Consider the following 20137-nt stretch of genomic DNA (forward strand, 5'->3'; position numbering starts at 1 on the left):
GCTCCTTACCCCCCCGCCAAGCACTCCCCGCCACCCCCCCCTGTCCGGCACCCCAAAACCGGCTGGGCCCCCGCACCGCGGGGGCCCTCCCTGTATGCGTGTCCCCGCGTGCGGGTCCCTACTTGAACTTCGCGCTCACCGCGTCGAAGATGCCCTTCGCCTCAGGACCCAGTCGCGGACCGGCCAGCCAGCCGGCCTTGACCGGGCCGATGGAGGTGTTCGACACCAGCGCGCGCTTGCCGTCGGCGCCGGTGGCGACCCAGCCACCGCCCGAGGAACCGCCGGTCATGGTGCAGCCGATGCGGTACATCACCGGGGCGGAGGAGGCCAGCGAGTAGCGGCCCGGCTTGTCGCTGCACTGGTAGGCCTTCTGGCCGTCGAACGGGGTGCCCGCCGGGAAACCGGTCGCCGTGATGCTCGCGACCTTGCCCACGGCCGGGGCGTTGAAGTCCACCGGAAGGGCCGAACCGACCGTCTCCTCCAGCGACTTGCCGGCGCCGCCCTCGGGGGTCACGTGCAGCACCGCGAAGTCGTACGGGGCACCCGCGCCGCCGGTCGGCCCGCCCTGGGCGATCCACTGGTCCGAGGTCTGCGCCCAGTCGCTCCACCAGACGCCGAAGGGAGCCACCTGCTCCCGGCTCGCGCCCTTGAGCTGGGCCGAGGACTTGCCGGAGTTGTTGTAGGAGGGCACGAAGGCGATGTTGCGGTACCAACCGCCGCTCTTGCCCGCGTGCACGCAGTGGCCGGCCGTCCAGACCATGTTGGACTTGCCGGGGTGCGCCGGGTCCTTGACCACGGTCGCCGAGCAGACCATCGAGCCCTCGGGGCCGTCGAAGAAGACCTTGCCGGCCTCCGGCACGCTCTGGTGGAAGGGCGGCGCGGCCGCCTTCGCGGTGACCGGGTCGGGCGTGGGGTCGGTGACGCCCTGGTCCTTGCCGAGGTCCGGGTCGGTGACCGGGCGCTCCGCCGGGACGTCGGCGTCACGCATCCGGTCCGGGTCCCACAGGCCCGCGATGATCGGGTTGACGTAGTCGCCCGCCTCGCGGAGCCAGTCCTCCTTCTTCCAGTTCTTCCACGCACCGCCCTTCCACTTGTCCATGTCGATGCCGTGCTGCTTGAGCTTGTCCTTCAGCTCGTCAGGAATCTTGATGGTGTCGGATCCCGCCGGGAGGCTCGCCGCTGCGGTCGGCTTGGCGTCGCCGCCGGCCTCACCGTTGCCGGGTCCGCAGGCCGCCGCGGTCAGCGCGAGCGCGGCCGCGCACAGTACGGCGGTGACCGGTCGGTTCGGTCGTCGCATGTCGTGAATCTCCCTGGGTGGGTCGAGGCGTGGAGTGCAGCACCCCACTATGCCGATGTCCTGGGGGACGACACCGGGCGGGGCCGCGGTTGCGGACCGGACGGCCCCTGCCCGCAAGGATCTTGGCGCCGCCCGTGATCCGCCGCCGTCACCGTCGTTGGTACGTACGGGGGATGGGGGAGCGGTGTTCGTGTTCGACACGCGATCCGCGAGAGCACCCGAGCAACCGGGCGCCCGTGCACCGGGCAGGGCGATCCAACTGGGAGGACCGACACCCGTGGCCTTGACCGAGTCGGCCGCGGCGGCGGCACGGACCGCCGGCGCACCGTCCATCGTCGAACCGTTCACGCCCGAAGCGTCCGACGAGCCCGCGCCGCTCGTGCCCGCGCAGTCGGGGCGGGCGCCGTCCGCACCCCCGGGGGTCCCGGACGGTACGGGGGGCTGCGGGGTCGGGGCGGGCGGCGGACCGGAGGGGATCCTGCGTCGGCAGTCGCTCCGGGAGTCCGCCGCCCGGACCTACGCCCGGGCGCTGCCCATCGTCCCCGTCCGCGCCCGGGGCATGACCATCGAGGGCGCCGACGGCCGCCGGTACCTCGACTGCCTCTCCGGCGCCGGAACCCTGGCGCTGGGACACAACCACCCGGTGGTGCTGGAGGCGATCCGCAAGGTCATCGACTCCGGGGCTCCGCTGCACGTCCTCGACCTGGCCACACCGGTCAAGGACGCCTTCACCACGGAGCTGTTCACGAACCTGCCGCCGGCGCTGGCCGCCGACGCGCGCGTCCAGTTCTGCGGACCGGCCGGTACGGACGCGGTCGAGGCGGCCCTGAAACTCGTCCGCACCGCGACGGGCCGGGGCGGCCTGCTCGCCTTCACCGGCGCCTACCACGGCATGACGGCCGGCTCGCTGGCCGCGTCCGGCGGAGCCCGGGACGTCGAGGTGACCCGGCTGCCCTACCCCCGTGACTACGCCTGCCCGTTCGGCGTGGGCGGGCCCGAGGGAGCCCGTCTCGGGGCCCGCTGGACCGAGAGCCTCCTGGACGACCCCAAGAGCGGGGTGCCCCTGCCCGCCGGGATGATCCTCGAACCCGTCCAGGGCGAGGGCGGGGTCATCCCCGCGCCGGACGCCTGGCTGCGTCGGATGCGCGAGATCACCGCGGCCCGGGGCATCCCGCTCATCGCCGACGAGGTGCAGACCGGGGTCGGGCGCACCGGCGCCTTCTGGGGCGTCGACCACGCCGGGGTGGTCCCGGACGTGATGGTGCTGTCCAAGGCGATCGGCGGCAGCCTGCCGCTCGCCGTGATCGTGTACCGGGCCGAACTGGACGTTTGGCAACCGGGCGCCCACGCCGGTACCTTCCGCGGGAACCAACTCGCCATGGCCGCGGGTACGGCCACCCTGGCCCACGTCCGGAAGAACGGCCTGGACGCGCGCGCGGCCGAGGTGGGCGACCGGATGCTCACCGCCCTGCGCGCGCTGGCCGCCGAGCACCCCTGCATCGGCGACGTCCGCGGCCGCGGCCTGATGCTGGGCCTCGAACTCGTCGACCCGGACGCCCCGGACGCCCCGGCGGGGGACGGCGCTCCGCAGCTCGCCGCCGCCGTGCGCCAGGAGTGCTTGGACCGCGGCCTCATCGTCGAGCTGGGCGGGCGCCATTCCAGCGTCGTGCGGCTCCTGCCCCCGCTCACCATCACCGACGAGCAGGCCGTGGCCGTCCTGGACCGCCTCGCCGACGCCGTCACCGCGGTCGAACGCACCCGGCACCCCTGACCGAGCCTCCGCCGAACCGAGTCTGCGCAAGGAACTCCGTGACCTCCACTCCCGACCCCGCGCCGCACCAGCCCCAGGACCCGGCCGAGCACACCCCGGCCCCGGCCCCGGAGGCAGCACCACCGCAGGCAGCGGTGGCACCCCCGGCCACCGTCCCCCGCCAGAAGGACGGCATCCCCAGGCCGCACCCCCCGACCGAGCCCGGGCCCGCCGGCACCGGTACCAGCACCAGCACCGGTACCAACCCCGGCCCACCCGGACCCGACCCGCTGGCGCTGCCCGATCTGCTGGACCACGCCGACCCGGCCATCGCGGCCGAGGCGGCGGCCGTGGAGAACCTCTTGCGCTGCTGGGTCCGCGAGAGCGGTTTGGGCCGCCCCGCCGGCCCCCTCGCAACCCTGCTGCGCATCCCCCTTCCCGCCTCCGGCACGGCCTTGCTCGTCGCGGTCCGGCACTGGTCCCCGACGGGCTGGCACCGCTTCGCCCCCGCCCGGCTCGAAGGCGCCCCCGCCGACGCCCCCGCCCTGGACGCCGTCACCCTCGCCGGGCTCATCGCCCGCGAGGGCGGTGCGCGCGGTGGCGCCGACCTGGTCGGCCGGGTCGCCGACTCGGTGCGGCGCACCGCCGAGTTCATCGCCGACCGGCGCACCCGCCCCGTGCCCCCCGCCCCCGTCTGCGGAGAGCTCTTCCTCACGGCCGAGCAGTCCCTGCTCCTGGGTCACCCCCTCCACCCCACCCCGAAGAGCCGCGAGGGCCTCTCCGAGGCGGAGGTCCGCCGCTACTCACCCGAACTCCACGTCTCCTTCCCCCTGCACTGGACCGCTGTGGACCCCTCCGTCCTCGCCACCGACTCGGCCTGGACCGAACGCGGCCGTCCCGTCCCCGCCGAACGGCTGCTCGGCCGCCTCGCCCCGGGCCTGCGGATCCCCGACGGCACCACCCCCCTTCCCCTGCATCCCTGGCAGGCCCGTGACCTCTTCCAGCGCCCCGAGGTCACCGCCCTCCTCGACGCGGGACTCCTGCACGACCTCGGGCCCCACGGCGACCCCTGGTACCCGACCTCCTCCATCCGCACCGTCCATCGCCCCGGCGCCGCAGCGATGATCAAGCTCTCGCTCGGCCTGCGCATCACCAACTCCCGCAGGGAGAACCTCCGCAAGGAACTCCACCGCGGCGTCGAGGTGCACCGGCTGCTGCGCTCCGGACTGGTCGAGCAGTGGCAGGCGGTCCACCCCGGCTTCGACATCGTGCGCGACCCCGCCTGGGTCGCCGTCGACGCCGTGGACGGCACTCCCGTCCCAGGCCTCGACGCCCTGCTGCGCCACAACCCCTTCCGTCCGGGCGACGACGTCGTCTGCGTCGCCGCGCTCACCTCGCCCCGCCCGTGGCCCGGCCGCACCACGATGCGTTCACGTCTGGCCGACCTGGTCGCCCGGCTCTCCCTCGCCACCGGCCGGTCCACATCGGCCGTCGCCGCCGAGTGGTTCCTGCGCTACCTCGACCACGTCGTCCTGCCGGTCCTCGCCCTCGACGCCCTCGCGGGCATCGCCCTGGAGGCGCACCAACAGAACACCCTGGTCCTGCTCGACGCCGCCGGCTGGCCCGTCGGCGGCCGCTACCGCGACAACCAGGGCTACTACTTCCGCGACTCCCACCGCGCGGAACTGGAGCACCGGCTGCCCGGCATCGGCGCCGCCAGCGACACCTTCGTCCCGGACGCCGTCACCGACGAGCGCTTCGCCTACTACCTGGCCATCAACAACGTCTTCGGTCTCATCGGGGCCTTCGGTGCCCAGCGGCTCGCCGACGAGCGGGTCCTGCTCGCCGCCTTCCGCCGCTTCCTCGGCAAGGCCGCCGCCCTCGGGCCGCTCCCGACCCAGCTGCTCGACTCACCCACCCTGCGGTGCAAGGCGAACCTGCTCACCCGCCTCGGCGGCCTCGACGAGCTCGTCGGCCCCGTCGACACCCAGTCCGTCTACGTCACCATCGCCAACCCCCTTCACGATTGACGCGGAGAAGAGCGCCATGCCCTCCACCGATGCCTACTCCACCGACACCAGCTCCACCGACACCAGCTCCGCCGAGGCCGACTCCACCGCCGACGGGACCCTCGAACTGCGCCTTCCCGGTGGGCTGCTGTCACTGCTCGCCGAAGCCGACCGCATGGAGTCACCGGCCGCCTGGGGACCCGCCGCCACGGTCTTCGGCGCCTTCCGCCTGGAGCCCGTACGCCTCGCACGCGATCTGGACCTGCTGGCCGTGTGGATGAACGACCCCGAGGTGGCGGCCTTTTGGGAACTCGCGGGCCCCGCCTCCGTGACCGCCGCGCACCTGCGGGAGCAGCTCGACGGGGACGGCTCCAGCATTCCCTGCCTCGGCGTCCTCGACGGCACCCCGATGAGCTACTGGGAGATCTACCGGGCCGACCTCGACCCGATCGCCCGGTACTACCCGGCGCGCCCCCACGACACCGGTATCCACCTGCTCATCGGAGACGGAACGAACCGGGGCAGGGGACTGGGCACCACTCTGCTGCGGGCCGTCGCCGACCTCGTCTTCGAGAACCGCCCCCGCTGCACGCGTGTCATCGCCGAACCGGACATGCGCAACACCCCCTCCGTATCAGCCTTCCTCAACTCCGGCTTCCGCTGTTCCGCGGAAGTCGACCTGCCCGAGAAGCGCGCCGCCCTGATGATCCGCGAGCGGGCCCTGCGCCATCTCCTCTGACCATAAAAACTCTGCGTCACGCAGGTAAGTTCCCGATCCCGAGGAGTCCTGTGCCGAATTTTTCCCCTGCCTCCGACTCCACCGACGCGGCCCTGGCACCGTCGCCCCAAGATCCCCGCACCCCACCCGAACTCACCCGCTCGACCTGGGACTTCGCCGCGCGGCGCCTGCTGGCCAAGATGCTGGGCGAATTCGCCTACGAGGAGATCGTCCGGCCCGTTCCGGCCCCGGCCGCCGACGGCGACGCCTGGACACTCACCCTGGACGACGGCAGTTCCCTCGGATTCCGGGCCCGCCGCCGCGCCTACGGCAGTTGGCAGGTCGACGCCACCACGATCACCCGCACGGCCGCCGCGCCCTCGACCGCACCGGCCGGCGCCTTCGGGGACCCGTACGGCTTCCTCGTCCTCGCCCGGGAACTCCTCGGTCTCGACGGCACCACCCTCGGCCACCTCGTCCGGGAACTGAGCGCGACCCTCGCCGCCGACGCGCGCATCGACCACACCGCCCTCACCGCCGACCTCCTGGCCGACCTCGACTACGCGGCCCTCGAAGGCCACCAGAGCGGCCACCCCTGGCTCGTCCTCAACAAGGGCCGCCTCGGCTTCTCGGCCGCCGACGCCGCGGCCTGGGCCCCCGAGGCCCGCACCCGCCAGCGGCTGCCCTGGCTCGCGGCCCACACCTCCCTCGCCACCTACCGGGGCGCCGCCGGCCTGGAGGATCCCGCCCGGCTCTACGCGGCCGAACTGGACCCCGTCACCCGAGCCGCCTTCGACCGGGCCCTGCGCGACCGCGGACTCGACCCGCGCGGCTACCTCTACCTCCCGGTCCACCCCTGGCAGTGGGACGAGGTCGTGCTCCCCCTCTTCGCCCCCGCCCTGGCGTCCGGCGCGCTCGTGCCGCTGCCCGCGGACCCCGACGTGCGCCTGCCCCAGCAGTCGATCCGCACCTTCCTCAACGTCACCCGGCCCGACCGGCACACCGTCAAGCTCCCCCTGGCCGTCTTCAACACCATGGTCTGGCGCGGCCTGCCCACCGACCTCACCCTCGCCGCGCCCGCCGTCACGGCCTGGATCCACTCCCTGCGCGACGCCGACCCCTTCCTGCGCGACGAGTGCGGGGTCGTCCTGCTCGGCGAGGTCGCCTCCGTCACCGTGCGGCACCCCGTCTACGACGGGCTGCCCGAGGTGCCGTACCAGTACCGCGAGCTGCTCGGCGCGATCTGGCGCGAGCCGCTCGCCCGCCACCTCGCCCCCGGCGAGCGGGCCCGGACGCTCGCCTCGCTCCTGCACACCGACCCGCGCGGGCGGTCCTTCACCGTCGAGCTGGTCGCCCGCTCCGGCCTGCCCGCGAAGATCTGGCTGCAGCACCTCTTCGCCGCGCTCCTGCCGCCCCTGCTCCGCTTCCTCTACCGCTACGGCACGGTCTTCTCGCCCCACGGAGAGAACGCGATCGTGATCTTCGACGAGCGCGACGTCCCGGTCCGGCTCGCGGTCAAGGACTTCGTGGACGACGTCAACGTCAGCCGTGACCCCCTGCCCGAGCACGCCACCATGCCCGACGAGGTCCGCGCGGTCCTGCTCACCGAGCCCGCGGACTTCCTGCCGCAGTTCATCCACTCGGGACTCTTCGTCGGCGTCTTCCGCTACCTCTCGGCGATCTGCGAGGACCGGCTCGGCGTCCCGGAGCGTGACTTCTGGTCGCTCGTACGGGCGGAGATCCTCCGCCACCACGACCGCTTCCCCGAGCTGAAGGAGCGGTACGAGCTGTTCGACCTGCTCACCGAGCGGATCGACCGGCTCTGCCTCAACCGGAACCGGCTCCACGAGGACGGTTACCGGGACCGTCCGAACCGCCCGCACGCCGTCGTCCACGGCAGCGTGCCCAATCCCCTGTACCCCTCGTGACCACTCGCCGGTGCGGTCGCTGTCGGTGGCGCCCCGTAGGGTTGGCAGTGCTATGACGAAGCCCTCTCTCACCGACCTGCTGCACGCCGCCGTCACCGCCGTCGGCGGCACGGAGCGTCCCGGCCAGGTGGCCATGGCCGAAGCCGTCGCCGAAGCGATCGACGACAACTCCCACCGGCTCATCCAGGCAGGCACGGGCACCGGAAAGTCCCTCGGCTATCTGGTGCCCGCGCTCGCGCACGGCGAGCGCGTGGTCGTGGCCACCGCCACGCTCGCGCTCCAGCGCCAGCTCGTCGAGCGCGACCTGCCGCGCACGGTCGAGGCGCTGCACCCGCAGCTGCGCCGGCGGCCGCAGTTCGCCATGCTCAAGGGCCGCTCCAACTACCTCTGCCTGCACCGCCTCCACGAAGGGGCCCCGCAGGACGAGGAGGAGGGCCTCTTCGACCAGTTCGAAGCGGCTGCCCCGACGAGCAAGCTCGGCCAGGACCTGCTGCGCCTGCGCGACTGGGCGGACGAGACGGAGACCGGGGACCGGGACGACCTCACCCCGGGCGTCTCCGACAAGGCGTGGGCCCAGATCTCCGTCTCCTCGCGGGAATGCCTGGGTGCGACGAAGTGCGCCTACGGCGCCGAGTGCTTCGCCGAGGCCGCCCGCGAGCGCGCCAAGCTCGCCGACGTCGTGGTCACCAACCACGCGCTGCTCGCGATCGACGCCATCGAGGGCGCTCCGGTGCTCCCGCAGCACGAAGTGCTGATCGTCGACGAGGCCCACGAGCTGGTCTCCCGGGTGACCGGTGTCGCCACCGGCGAGCTCACTCCCGGCCAGGTCAACCGCGCGGTGAAGCGGTCCGCGAAGCTGGTCAACGAGAAGATCGCCGACTCCCTCCAGACGGCCGCCGAGACCTTCGAGCGGGTGATGGAGTTGGCCCTGCCCGGCCGGTTGGAAGAGATCCCGGAAGACCTCGGTTACGCCCTGCTGGCCCTCCGGGACGCCTCGCGCAACGTGATCTCGGCGATCGGCGGCACCCGCGACAAGTCCGTCCACGACGAGGACGCGGTCCGCAAGCAGGCGCTCGCCGCGGTGGAGAGCATCCACGGCGTGGCGGAGCGGATCACCCTCGGCTCCGAGTACGACGTGGTCTGGTACGAGCGCCACGACCGGTTCGGCGCCACCCTGCGGGTCGCCCCGCTCTCGGTGTCCGGGCTGCTGCGCGAGAAGCTGTTCGAGGACCGCTCCGTGGTCCTGACCTCCGCCACCCTGAAGCTCGGCGGCGACTTCAACGGTGTCGCGGCCTCGATGGGGCTGTCACCCGAAGGGGTCGAGGGGGAGGACGTCCCCGTCTGGAAGGGCCTCGACGTCGGCTCGCCCTTCGACTACCCGAAGCAGGGCATCCTCTACGTCGCCAAGCACCTGGCCACCCCCGGCCGCGAGGGCACCCGCGGGGACATGATCGACGAGTTGGCCGAGCTGATCGAGGCGGCGGGCGGCCGCACCCTCGGCCTGTTCTCCTCCATGCGCGGAGCCAAGGCGGCCGCCGAGGAGCTCCGCGGGCGGCTCGACAACCCGATCCTGCTCCAGGGCGAGGAGACGCTCGGCGAGTTGATCAAGGCCTTCGCCGCCGATCCGAAGACCTGCCTGTTCGGCACCCTCTCGCTCTGGCAGGGCGTGGACGTGCCCGGACCCAGCTGCCAGCTCGTGGTCATGGACAGGATCCCGTTCCCGCGCCCCGACGACCCGCTGATGAGCGCCCGGCAGAAGTCCGTGGAGGAGCGGGGCGGCAACGGTTTCATGGCCGTGGCCGCGACCCACGCGGCGCTGCTCATGGCGCAGGGCGCGGGCCGTCTGGTCCGGGCCTCCGGGGACCGGGGAGTGGTCGCGGTCCTGGATCCCCGCCTCGCCACCGCGCGCTACGGCAGCTTCGTCCGGGCCACGCTGCCGGACTTCTGGTACACCACGGACCGCAACCAGGTCCGCCGCTCGCTGGCCGCCATCGACGCGACCGCGCAGGCCGACGGCAAGTGAGCGGCGCCGCCCGGGCCGTCCGAGGACGGACGAGGGCGGCGGGGCCGGGCAAAGAGCAGCCCCGGGACACGGCGCAGTGAGTCCCGGGGCCGGATGGGGGCGGCGGCCGTCAGAGGCGCCGCAGTACCGCGACCACCTTGCCGAGGATGGTCGCCTCGTCACCGGGGATGGGCTGGTAGGCGGAGTTGTGCGGGAGGAGCCAGACGTGGCCGTCCTCGCGCTTGAACCGCTTGACCGTGGCTTCGCCGTCGAGCATCGCGGCGACGATGTCACCGTTCTCAGCGACGGGCTGGCGGCGGACGGTGACCCAGTCGCCGTCGCAGATGGCGGCTTCGATCATGGAGTCGCCGACGACCTTGAGGACGAAGAGCTCTCCGTCGCCGACGAGCTGGCGGGGGAGGGGGAACACGTCCTCGACCGACTCCTCGGCGAGGATCGGGCCGCCCGCGGCGATCCGGCCGACCAGGGGAACGTACGAGGCGGCGGGCTTGCCGGTGGTGTCCGTGGGCTGCGAGCTGGGCTGGTCGGAGCCCCGTACCTCGTACGCGCGGGGGCGGTGCGGGTCGCGGCGCAGGAAGCCCTTGCGCTCGAGGGCCATCAGCTGGTGGGCCACCGAAGACGTGCTGGACAGGCCGACCGCCTGGCCGATCTCCCGCATCGACGGCGGGTAGCCGCGGCGCTGCACCGAGTCACGGATGACCTCGATGACCCTCCGCTGCCGGTCCGTGAGTCCGGAGCTGTCGGCGCGGATGCCTGGAGGTCGCCCTGGCAGCGAGCGTGCGGGGCGGACGGGCTCCGCCTCCGGGTTCAGGCTTGAGTCGTTCATTGCATGCACCGGCTCGAGTCGGCTCTGGGAGCGGTTCTGGGCAGTGATGGTGGCACTGTCTGCGGTGGTGGTCACGTCGGCCCCTCTCGAAATGTTCTCCCTAGCTGGACAACGGTAGTAGCTTTCGAAAGGTTGCGCCAAACACACGTTCGAGTGAAAAATCGCAGATCGCTCATCGTGGTCATGTGGAGGGGTGTATAGACGAGCGGGTGGCCGAACGCGGGTTCGGTCGGACACCTTCCGCTTACGGTACCCTTGCCGGTTGAATCGCCCCGTCCACTTCCGCGCCCAGTGTGGCACTCGGAACCCCCGGATCCGGCCATCGGGGGCTGCGACACGCGGAGTGCGGTAAATCCTCCACAACCCAAGATCTAGTGGTTGGATGAGCGAAGTCACCCAGAGGTTGTGGTCCTCGGTCTGCCGAGCGGCCCGACATCGCATATGCTGGTGACTGCTTCCCGAACCCCTGACAGGGCCCTGCCTCTGTGGTCAGCTGTCGCTGCGCGGGCCTATCGGGAGGTTGTTCAGTCGTGCCGAGAAGAAGGGTCCGGAGCTTTGCACTGCCCCTTCTGCAGGCATCCCGACAGCCGCGTCGTCGACAGTCGCACCACGGACGACGGGACGTCGATCCGCAGGCGCCGTCAGTGCCCGGACTGCTCTCGTCGTTTCACCACGGTCGAGACCGCGTCACTGATGGTGATCAAGCGCAGTGGGGTCACCGAGCCCTTCAGTCGCACCAAGGTCATCTCCGGCGTCCGCAAGGCCTGCCAGGGACGACCCGTCACCGAGGACGCCCTCGCCAAGCTCGGCCAGCGGGTCGAGGAAGCGCTGCGCGCCACCGGTAGTGCCGAGCTGACCACCCATGACGTGGGTCTGGCCATACTCGGCCCGTTGCAGGAGCTGGACCTGGTCGCGTACCTCCGGTTCGCGTCCGTCTACAAGGCGTTCAACTCCCTCGAAGACTTCGAGACCGCCATCACGGAACTCCGTGACCGGCGGACTCACACCCAAGAGTGCGAGCCCGGTGGGACCTCCGCGGTCCCCGTGCCCGCCTCCGCCGCCGACTGACCGGGCGGCCGCAGTGCGGCCGGGATCAGCCAGGCCACGTACGTAGATCACAGTCAAAACCGTGCCGGGGAATTTCGCTGGCACATTAGGGCGTTTCGCCCGCATATGGGAGGCGGCATGACAGAGACGGCGAGCGGCTCGGCGCGAGGTTCCCGCACCAAGGGAACCAAGGCGGCCAAGGGCGGCCTTCGGATCGAGCGCATCCACACGACCCCCGGCGTGCACCCGTACGACGAGGTGTCCTGGGAACGTCGTGACGTCGTCATGACCAACTGGCGCGACGGCTCGGTCAATTTCGAGCAGCGTGGCGTCGAGTTCCCCGACTTCTGGTCGGTGAACGCGGTCAACATCGTCACCAGCAAGTACTTCCGCGGGGCCGTCGGCACCCCGCAGCGCGAGACCGGTCTCAAGCAGCTGATCGACCGGATCGTGAAGACCTACACGAAGGCCGGCGAGGACTTCGACTACTTCTCCTCGCCCGCCGACGCCGAGATCTTCGAGCACGAGCTGACCTATGCGCTCCTGCACCAGATCTTCAGCTTCAACTCGCCGGTGTGGTTCAACGTCGGCACGCCCCAGCCGCAGCAGGTCTCGGCCTGCTTCATCCTGGCCGTCGACGACTCCATGGAGTCGATCCTCGACTGGTACAAGGAAGAGGGCATGATCTTCAAGGGCGGCTCCGGCGCCGGCCTGAACCTCTCCCGCATCCGCTCCTCCAAGGAGCTGCTCTCCTCCGGCGGCAACGCCTCCGGCCCGGTCTCCTTCATGCGCGGCGCCGACGCGTCCGCCGGAACGATCAAGTCGGGCGGCGCCACCCGTCGCGCGGCCAAGATGGTCGTCCTGGACGTGGACCACCCGGACGTCGAGGACTTCATCGCGACCAAGGTGAAGGAAGAGGAGAAGATCCGCGCCCTGCGCGACGCGGGCTTCGACATGGACCTGGGCGGCGACGACATCACGTCCGTCCAGTACCAGAACGCCAACAACTCCGTCCGTGTGAACGACGAGTTCATGACGGCCGTCGAGAACGGCACCGAGTTCGGCCTGCGCGCCCGCATGACCGGCGAGGTCATCGAGAAGGTCGACGCCAAGGCGCTCTTCCGCAAGCTCGCCGAGGCCGCGTGGGCCTGCGCCGACCCGGGCATCCAGTACGACGGTGTGATCAACAACTGGCACACCTGCCCCGAGTCCGGCCGCATCACCGCGTCGAACCCGTGCAGCGAGTACATGCACCTGGACAACACGTCCTGCAACCTCGCCTCGCTCAACCTGATGAAGTTCCTGAGCGACGACGGCAAGGGCAACCAGTCCTTCGACGCCGAGCGCTTCGCCAAGGTCGTCGAGCTGGTCATCACGGCGATGGACATCTCCATCTGCTTCGCGGACTTCCCGACGCAGAAGATCGGCGAGAACACCCGCGCCTTCCGCCAGCTGGGCATCGGCTACGCCAACCTCGGCGCCCTGCTGATGGCCACCGGCCACGCGTACGACTCGGACGGCGGCCGCACCCTCGCCGCCTCGATCACCTCGCTGATGACCGGTACCGCGTACAAGCGTTCCGCCGAGCTCGCCGCGATCGTGGGCCCGTACGACGGCTACGCCCGCAACGCCGAGTCGCACAAGCGCGTCATGAAGCAGCACTCCGACGCCAACGCCGTCGCGCCGCGCACCGAGGACCTGGACAACACCATCTGGGCCGCCGCCACCGAGGCCTGGCAGGACGTCCTGCGCCTCGGAGAGAAGAACGGCTTCCGCAACGCGCAGGCGTCCGTGCTCGCGCCGACCGGCACCATCGGTCTCGCGATGTCCTGCGACACCACGGGCGTAGAGCCGGACCTGGCCCTGGTCAAGTTCAAGAAGCTCGTCGGCGGCGGCTCGATGCAGATCGTCAACGGCACCGTCCCGCAGGCCCTGCGCCGCCTGGGTTACCAGGAGGAGCAGATCGAGGCCATCGTCGCCCACATCGCCGAGCACGGCGTGGTCGTCGACGCCCCGGGCCTCAAGGTCGAGCACTACCCGGTCTTCGACTGCGCGATGGGCGAGCGTTCCATCTCCGCGATGGGCCACGTCCGGATGATGGCCGCGATCCAGCCGTGGATCTCCGGCGCGATCTCCAAGACGGTCAACATGCCGGAGACGGCGACCGTCGAGGAGATCGAGGAGATCTACTTCGAGGCCTGGAAGCTCGGCGTCAAGGCGCTCGCGATCTACCGCGACAACTGCAAGGTCGGCCAGCCCCTCTCCGCGAAGAAGAAGGAAGAGGAGAAGGTCGAGGTCACCGCGAAGGCCGAGGAGACCATCCGCACGGCGGTCGAGAAGGTCATCGAGTACCGCCCGGTCCGCAAGCGCCTGCCCAAGGGCCGCCCGGGCATCACCACCTCCTTCACGGTCGGTGGCGCCGAGGGGTACATGACGGCGAACTCCTACCCGGACGACGGTCTGGGCGAGGTCTTCCTGAAGATGTCCAAGCAGGGTTCCACCCTCGCGGGCATGATGGACGCCTTCTCCATCGCGGTCTCGGTCGGCCTGCAGTACGGCGTCCCGCTGGAGACGTACGTCGCGAAGTTCACGAACATGCGCTTCGAGCCGGCCGGTATGACGGACGACCCGGACGTGCGGATGGCGCAGTCGATCGTCGACTACATCTTCCGCCGCGTGGCGCTCGACTTCCTGCCCTTCGAGACCCGCTCCGCCCTCGGCATCCACTCCGCCGAAGAGCGTCAGCGCCACCTCGACACCGGTTCGTACGAGCCGCTCGAAGAGGAGCTGGACACGGAGTCCCTGACTCCGGCGGCCCCGCTCACGGTGGTCCCGGCCACCCCGAAGCCGGTCGCGATCGTGGAGGTGCCCGCCCCCAAGCAGGCGCACTCGAACGCGGAACTGGTGGAGATGCAGCTCGGCGTGAGCGCCGACGCACCGCTGTGCTTCTCCTGCGGGACGAAGATGCAGCGCGCCGGTTCCTGCTACATCTGCGAGGGCTGCGGCTCGACCAGCGGTTGCAGCTGAAAGTAGGCGCCCACCAGGCATGACGTGCCTGGCCACAGCGGGGAGTCGGCGACATGCCGGCTCCCCGTCGGCGTCACTGCCCATCGCGTCCGATGCGACCGCTCAGGCGGTTTCCGCCGCCTGCGAGGTGATCCGGGCCCGGGCCCGCTCGATCTCGTTGATATGGGTTTCGGTCCAGCGGCGGAGTGCGGCGATCGGCTCCGCCAGACTGCGACCGAGCTCCGTCAGGTCGTATTCGACCCGGGGCGGAACGGTGGGGTACACGGTGCGGGTGACGAACCCGTCGGCCTCCAGGCCGCGCAGCGTCTGGGTGAGCATCTTCTGCGAGACGCCCTCGATGCGCCGCGCCAAGTCGGTGTAGCGCAGGGTCCCTTCGAGGAGGGCGTCCACGACGAGGATCGTCCACTTGCCGGAGATGTGGTCGAGGACCTGGCGCGTCGGGCACTTCGCGGAGTAGACGTCGGCGGGCAGTCCGGATGCTTCCACGAGGGTCTTCATGCCGGGAGAGTAACGCACAAAAAGGTGCCCTCTTCCCGATGGAGAGTCACTCTCTAATAGTGAGTTACGTGACGAGCCACACGATGTCCGTCGCGGAAGCGATCCGCACCCGCCGCACCGTCCGCCACTACCGGCCCGACCCGATTCCGCCGAGCACGCTCGACGCGCTCCTCGATCTCGCGATCGAGGCCCCCACCAGCTGGAACCTGCAGGACCGGTCGATCGTCGCGGTGTCCGCGGAAGAAGGCCGTGCGGGGTTGGCATGGGCCACCGGAGGCCAGCCCCAGCCCCAGGAGGCCCCGGTCGTACTGGTCTTCGTCGCCGAGCCGCAGTCCTGGCGTGATGACCACAGCGACGTCCATGAGCAGGCACGGCGCATCGGAGCATGGAACGACGAGTTCATCGCGATGTTCTCCGCCGCGTCGAGGGCCTTCCAGGAGGATCTCGACCGGCGCGGCCTGCTGCGGGAGTACGCGGTCAAGGACGCCATGATCGCGGCCTCGTTCCTGATGCTCGCTGCCACGGAGGCGGGTCTGGCGACCTCGCCCATGAACGGTTGGGACGAGGGCAAGGTGAAGAAGGTGATCGGGATCGACGGCCGCGACGATCTGGCCATCGCCCTGTTGGTCTCGGTCGGCTACCCGGCGGAGGAACGGAGCCATCCAGGTCGGCGTGCCGCGGAGCGCAACGTCTTCCACGGGTCGTACGGATCGCACGGGCCCACGGCGCGGGGCGTGTGAGGTAGCCGCTCAGGGCGGTGGAGCCGGCCGGGCTCCACCGCTCTCGGTGTCTTCCGTACCGAGTTACCGGGCGGTATTTATCTGTTCCCCGGAAAACGATCACCGGTTAGGCTCCATCGGCGCGCAACTGGCGCGAACGTCGAGGTGGGGGACGCGGGGGACATGGTCGAGGAAAGATCCGGATCCAAGAAGGGCATGAGCGCGGGGGCTCAGGCAGTGGCTGCCGTGGTGGTGGTCGGGGGACTCGTGGGGGTCCTGTGGAGCGTGCAGAACGCGGCCGGGAACACGGCCGACGCGAACAAGCCGGCCGTCTGTTCGCCTTCGCGCAGCGCCGCTCCGGCGGCGCCGCAGGTCTCCGGCGCGCAGATGTGTACGGCGTTGAACCGGCCCGACCTGGCCGTGTTGCTCGGAACGCCGGGCGAGCAGGCGGTGAACGCCTGGGGCAACGACGGCGTGATCGACCGCCCCGACGGAACCAAGAAGGTCAGCCCCTCGGCGGACGTCCAGTTCAAGAGCCACCACGTGAAGCTCTCCTCGTCCGGGGACCGGATGCCGGTGGCCCAACTGGCCGACCTCCTCGGCGGCGGGGTGCAGAAGCAGACCGTCCTGGGGCACGCGGCGTTCCTCTCCTCGGAGCGGACGCTGTCCCTCACCTTCAACGCGGGCGGCGGCAAGAGCAGCGCGGCGCCCGGCGTGATGGCCCGCACCCTGTCGGTCGCCAGGGACGGCAAGGACAGCGGCGGCTCCTTCGAGCTGGTCGTCTGGCGCCAGGACGGGCAGCTGCCCGACGACCCGATGCTGATCCGTCTTGCGGAGCAGCTGCTCCCGACGGTCCCGGGGTGGAGCGCCGCCTGACCGCAGGCGCGACGGGCCCGGGCGACCCGGCGGGGGCGGGGGCGGTCGGGTGCCGCGCCAGTGGCATCGTGTGTGCGTCGGGGCGTACCGGACGGGCGCCTTCGGACCGAGGGACGGGGGAGACATGTGGAGCGGTGACGAACTGGATCTGGACGCCTATCTGGCGCGGATCGGGTACGCGGGGGAACTCCGGCCGGACCTCGGCACGTTGTTCGGGGTGCACCGGGCCCACACCGCCGCCATCCCCTTCGAGAGCCTCGACGTCCTGCTCGGCCACCCCATCGCGCTCGACGTCAAGAGCATCGAGGACAAGCTCGTCCGCAGCCGCCGCGGCGGGTACTGCTACGAGCAGAACACCCTGCTCGCCGCCGCCCTGGAGCGGATCGGCTTCACCGTCGCCGGGCGCGGCGCGCGCAACAGGACCCGCGGTGACGCGCTCCTGCCCGTCACCCACGCCGTCCTCGTCGTCACCGTGGACGGCGAACCCTGGCTGTGCGACGCCGGGTTCGGCCTCCAGGGGCCGCGCGAGCCCGTTCCGCTGGGTCGGCCGGGAGCGGTCGTCTCCCAGGGGGAGTGGTCGTACGCCGTGCGCGAGGAGGCCGACGGCGTGCTCGTCCTGACCTTTCTGCGCGAGGGTGCCTGGCGGGACCTGTACGCCTTCGGGCCGCAGCCGACCCACCCGGTCGACTACGTCCTGATGAACCACTACAGCTCCTCCCACCCCCGGTCCGCCTTCATCGGGCAGCTGGTCGTCCACCGGCCCGGGGTGCCGGGAGCCGACCACCGGCTCTCCCTCGTCCGGGGCGAGTTCACGACGCTCCACCCCGACGGGCGGGCGGAGCGCCACCCGGTCGCGCCCGACGAGCTGACCGCGCTCCTCGACCAGGAGTTCGGGATCCGGCTGTCCGACCGGGACGCGGGCGAACTGGTACGGATCTACCGGGCCGAGTACTGACCCGGGCCGCGCCGGGCACCGTACGATGGCGCGGTGCTGGTCAAGTGGATTCGCTGCACGGTGACGGACCGACGCGGGTTCGAACGGGGGCAGCGCAAATGGGCGGGGCTGCCGGGTGAACCCGGATTCCGGGGGCAGGGCGGCGGCTGGAGCCGGGGCCGGCAAGGCGTCGCGCACGTCTTCGCGTTCTGGGAGAGCCGTTCCTTCTACGACTCCTTCATGGCGCGCTCGTACGACCGGCTGGCCGCGGCCCAGCACGGCACCTACACCAACCCCCGGGTCACCCTCTTCGACCACCGCTTCGACGTGAAGACCGGGTTCGAACCGCGCTTCACCGATGCCGACGTGGTGCGCGTGGCGCACTGCCGGGTGCGGGAGGGGCGCACCGAGCACTTCGCGCTCATGCAGGAGAAGGTGTGGAATCCGGCCATGGCGGGCTCGCCCGGGATGCTGCGCGGACTCTTCGGGGAGGCCCCCGGGCGGGAATTCCTGGTGCTGTCCATGTGGCACGCGGCGGCCGAGCACGGCAAATACCGCCAGGAGCGGGTCGAGCGGCTCTCCCTGCGGGCGCAGACCGAGGCCGACGTCGAGGCGCTGACCGGCGACGTCGTGGACCTGGAACCGTCCTGGACGGTCTGAGACCGGCGCCCGTATGACGGTGTGACCTTAGGAATGTCGCCATGACCACATGCGTGATCGGCGCGCTCCGCTCGTTCGAGGGCGATGGCCGGATTAGGGTCATGGAATGGCACGACCGCGGCGCATCGTCCTCGTCCGGCACGGGGAATCGGAGGGCAATGTCGACGACTCGGTGTACGAACGGGAGCCCGACCACGCCCTGCGGATGACCCGCACCGGCCACGAGCAGGCCGCCGCCACGGGCGAGCGGCTGCGGGTCCTCTTCGGCGACGAGCCGATCAGCGCGTACCTCTCGCCCTACCGGCGCACCCTGCAGACCTTCCGCGACCTGAGGCTCGACCCGGGCCGGGTACGGGTGCGGGAGGAGCCGAGGCTGCGCGAGCAGGACTGGGGCAACTGGCAGGACCGCGACGACGTCCGGCTCCAGAAGGCCTACCGGGACGCCTACGGGCACTTCTTCTACCGCTTCGCGCAGGGGGAGTCGGGGGCCGACGTCTACGACCGGGTCGGATCCTTCCTGGAGAGCCTCTACCGCAGCTTCGAGGCCCCGGACCATCCGCCGAACGTCCTGCTGGTGACCCACGGGCTGACCATGCGGCTGTTCTGCATGCGCTGGTTCCACTGGTCGGTGGCCGAGTTCGAGTGCCTGTCCAACCCCCCGAACGGGGACTTCCGGGTCCTGCGGCTGGGGGACGACGGCCGCTACCGGATGGACCGCCCATTTGAACGGTGGACCACACCCGAGCCCTACGACCTGGACGGCTAGAGTGACCCGCGATGACCCCTGAACCCGCTTCCGACCGGCGCTACGCACGCGCCTTGGCCAGCCTCCGAGGGCTGGCGCTGGGCGACGCGCTGGGCTCCCAGTTCTTCGTCCCCGTCAACTACCCGCTGCTCAAGCGGCGCGAGCTGCCGTCCGGGCCCTGGCAGTGGACCGATGACACCGAGATGGCCTGCTCGGTCGCCGCCGTCCTCGCCGTGCACGGGCGGATCGACCAGGACGCGCTGGCCACCTCCTTCGCCGAGCACCACGACTTCGACCGGGGCTACGGGCCCGCGGTCAACCGCATGCTGCGGCTCGTGCGCGAGGGCCAGGACTGGCGCGAGCTGTCCTCGGCCCTCTTCAACGGGCAGGGCTCGTGGGGCAACGGCGCCGCGATGCGCATCGCCCCGCTCGGCGCCTGGTACGCCGACGATCCGGAGCAGGCGACCCACCAGGCGGAGATCTCCGCCTACACCACCCACCAGCACCGCGAGGCCGTGTGCGGGGCGATGGCGGTCGCCGCGGCGGCCGCGCTGGCGGCGTCGCCCGCCGGACCGCCGACGCCCGGAGAGCTGTTGGACGGGGTGATCGCGCTGGTACCGCGCAGCGCGGTCGGCGCAGGTCTGCGCCGCGCGCGCGGCATGCTGGACTACGCCGACGCCACCACCGTCGCGGCGGTGCTGGGCTGCGGACGCCGCACCAGCGCCCACGACACCGTGCCCTTCGCCCTGTGGTCGGCCGCCCGCTCGTTGCACGACTACGAGCAGGCCTTCTGGACGACCGCGCAGGTCGGCGGTGACGTGGACACGACCTGCGCCATCGTCGGCGGGGTGCTGGGCGCCCGCGGCGACGAGGCCCTGCCGGCGGACTGGCTGGCACGGACGGAGGCCCTGCCCGCCTGGCTCCCGGAGGCCGCGGCGCTCTGAGCGCGACGCGGGCAGGGGCGCGAAACCGGCATGGACGCGGTAAATCCGTTTCCCTGCCGGGCCGTTGAGTACTGTCACGGTCCTGCCACAGACGACCCCCTGATCGACTGAAAGCGCATGTCAGGACCCTACTCTG

At 71.3% G+C, this 20137-nt stretch carries 16 protein-coding genes; 13 read left to right on the forward strand and 3 right to left on the reverse strand.

Annotated elements, in window-relative coordinates; all coding sequences use genetic code 11:
* Window positions 1-118 precede the first annotated feature (118 nt).
* Window positions 119-1297: a trypsin-like serine peptidase gene (locus ACFWAR_RS18020; RefSeq protein WP_385778168.1), complete on the reverse strand. Its 1179-nt coding sequence runs from the start codon at window positions 1295-1297 to the stop codon at window positions 119-121.
* 475 nt (window positions 1298-1772) lie between these two features.
* Between ACFWAR_RS18020 and ACFWAR_RS18025 the strand changes: the two genes are divergently transcribed.
* From ACFWAR_RS18025 to ACFWAR_RS18045, 5 genes are read left to right on the forward strand one after another with little or no spacing between them, the layout of a single operon-like run.
* Window positions 1773-3068 (forward strand): diaminobutyrate--2-oxoglutarate transaminase family protein, encoded by a 1296-nt coding sequence (locus tag ACFWAR_RS18025; protein ID WP_385778300.1) that lies wholly within the window; start codon window positions 1773-1775, stop codon window positions 3066-3068.
* Window positions 3069-3106: 38 nt separating this feature from the next.
* On the forward strand, window positions 3107-5077 hold the full coding sequence (locus ACFWAR_RS18030) for an IucA/IucC family protein (RefSeq protein WP_385778170.1): 1971 nt from the start codon (window positions 3107-3109) through the stop codon (window positions 5075-5077).
* Between the two features lie 16 nt (window positions 5078-5093).
* Window positions 5094-5795 (forward strand): GNAT family N-acetyltransferase, encoded by a 702-nt coding sequence (locus ACFWAR_RS18035; protein WP_385778172.1) that lies wholly within the window; start codon window positions 5094-5096, stop codon window positions 5793-5795.
* A 50-nt stretch (window positions 5796-5845) separates the two neighbouring features.
* Window positions 5846-7702, forward strand: a complete 1857-nt coding sequence (locus tag ACFWAR_RS18040) for an IucA/IucC family protein (protein ID WP_385778174.1) — start codon at window positions 5846-5848, stop codon at window positions 7700-7702.
* Window positions 7703-7754: 52 nt separating this feature from the next.
* Window positions 7755-9725 carry an ATP-dependent DNA helicase gene (locus ACFWAR_RS18045; protein ID WP_385778176.1) on the forward strand — a complete coding sequence of 657 codons (1971 nt, stop codon included), beginning with the start codon at window positions 7755-7757 and terminating at the stop codon, window positions 9723-9725.
* Between the two features lie 109 nt (window positions 9726-9834).
* On the opposite strand, the gene lexA is transcribed toward ACFWAR_RS18045, so the two are convergent.
* Window positions 9835-10626 carry a transcriptional repressor LexA gene (gene lexA, locus ACFWAR_RS18050; RefSeq protein ID WP_354381387.1) on the reverse strand — a complete coding sequence of 264 codons (792 nt, stop codon included), beginning with the start codon at window positions 10624-10626 and terminating at the stop codon, window positions 9835-9837.
* A 480-nt stretch (window positions 10627-11106) separates the two neighbouring features.
* Between lexA and nrdR the strand changes: the two genes are divergently transcribed.
* The gene (gene nrdR, locus ACFWAR_RS18055; protein ID WP_385778179.1) at window positions 11107-11619 is read left to right on the forward strand and encodes a transcriptional regulator NrdR; all 513 of its coding nucleotides are present in this window, start codon (window positions 11107-11109) and stop codon (window positions 11617-11619) included.
* Window positions 11620-11736: 117 nt separating this feature from the next.
* A complete protein-coding gene (locus tag ACFWAR_RS18060; RefSeq protein WP_385778181.1) occupies window positions 11737-14625 on the forward strand; it encodes a vitamin B12-dependent ribonucleotide reductase in 2889 nt (962 codons plus the stop codon).
* A gap of 102 nt (window positions 14626-14727) precedes the next feature.
* Here ACFWAR_RS18060 and ACFWAR_RS18065 read toward each other — a convergent pair whose 3' ends face one another.
* Complete coding sequence (locus ACFWAR_RS18065; protein ID WP_385778183.1) at window positions 14728-15123, reverse strand: winged helix-turn-helix transcriptional regulator; 396 nt, start codon at window positions 15121-15123, stop codon at window positions 14728-14730.
* Between the two features lie 68 nt (window positions 15124-15191).
* On the opposite strand from ACFWAR_RS18065, the gene ACFWAR_RS18070 reads away from it, so the two are divergent.
* The 6 genes from ACFWAR_RS18070 (at window position 15192) to ACFWAR_RS18095 (ending at window position 20001) form a co-directional block, all read left to right on the forward strand.
* Window positions 15192-15863 (forward strand): nitroreductase family protein, encoded by a 672-nt coding sequence (locus ACFWAR_RS18070; RefSeq protein WP_385778185.1) that lies wholly within the window; start codon window positions 15192-15194, stop codon window positions 15861-15863.
* Between the two features lie 195 nt (window positions 15864-16058).
* Entirely contained in the window at window positions 16059-16718 is a 660-nt protein-coding gene (locus tag ACFWAR_RS18075; protein WP_385778187.1) for a DUF6215 domain-containing protein, read from the forward strand.
* 124 nt (window positions 16719-16842) lie between these two features.
* Window positions 16843-17673 carry an arylamine N-acetyltransferase gene (locus ACFWAR_RS18080; RefSeq protein ID WP_385778189.1) on the forward strand — a complete coding sequence of 277 codons (831 nt, stop codon included), beginning with the start codon at window positions 16843-16845 and terminating at the stop codon, window positions 17671-17673.
* 33 nt (window positions 17674-17706) lie between these two features.
* Window positions 17707-18312 (forward strand): YdbC family protein, encoded by a 606-nt coding sequence (locus ACFWAR_RS18085; RefSeq protein ID WP_354381392.1) that lies wholly within the window; start codon window positions 17707-17709, stop codon window positions 18310-18312.
* Window positions 18313-18418: 106 nt separating this feature from the next.
* Window positions 18419-19078: a histidine phosphatase family protein gene (locus ACFWAR_RS18090; RefSeq protein WP_385778191.1), complete on the forward strand. Its 660-nt coding sequence runs from the start codon at window positions 18419-18421 to the stop codon at window positions 19076-19078.
* 11 nt (window positions 19079-19089) lie between these two features.
* Window positions 19090-20001, forward strand: coding sequence for an ADP-ribosylglycohydrolase family protein (locus tag ACFWAR_RS18095; RefSeq protein WP_385778193.1), 912 nt, complete (start codon window positions 19090-19092; stop codon window positions 19999-20001).
* Window positions 20002-20137 lie beyond the last annotated feature (136 nt).

Source organism: Streptomyces sp. NPDC059917 (assembly GCF_042730635.1).
Classification (GTDB): Bacteria; Actinomycetota; Actinomycetes; order Streptomycetales; family Streptomycetaceae; genus Streptomyces.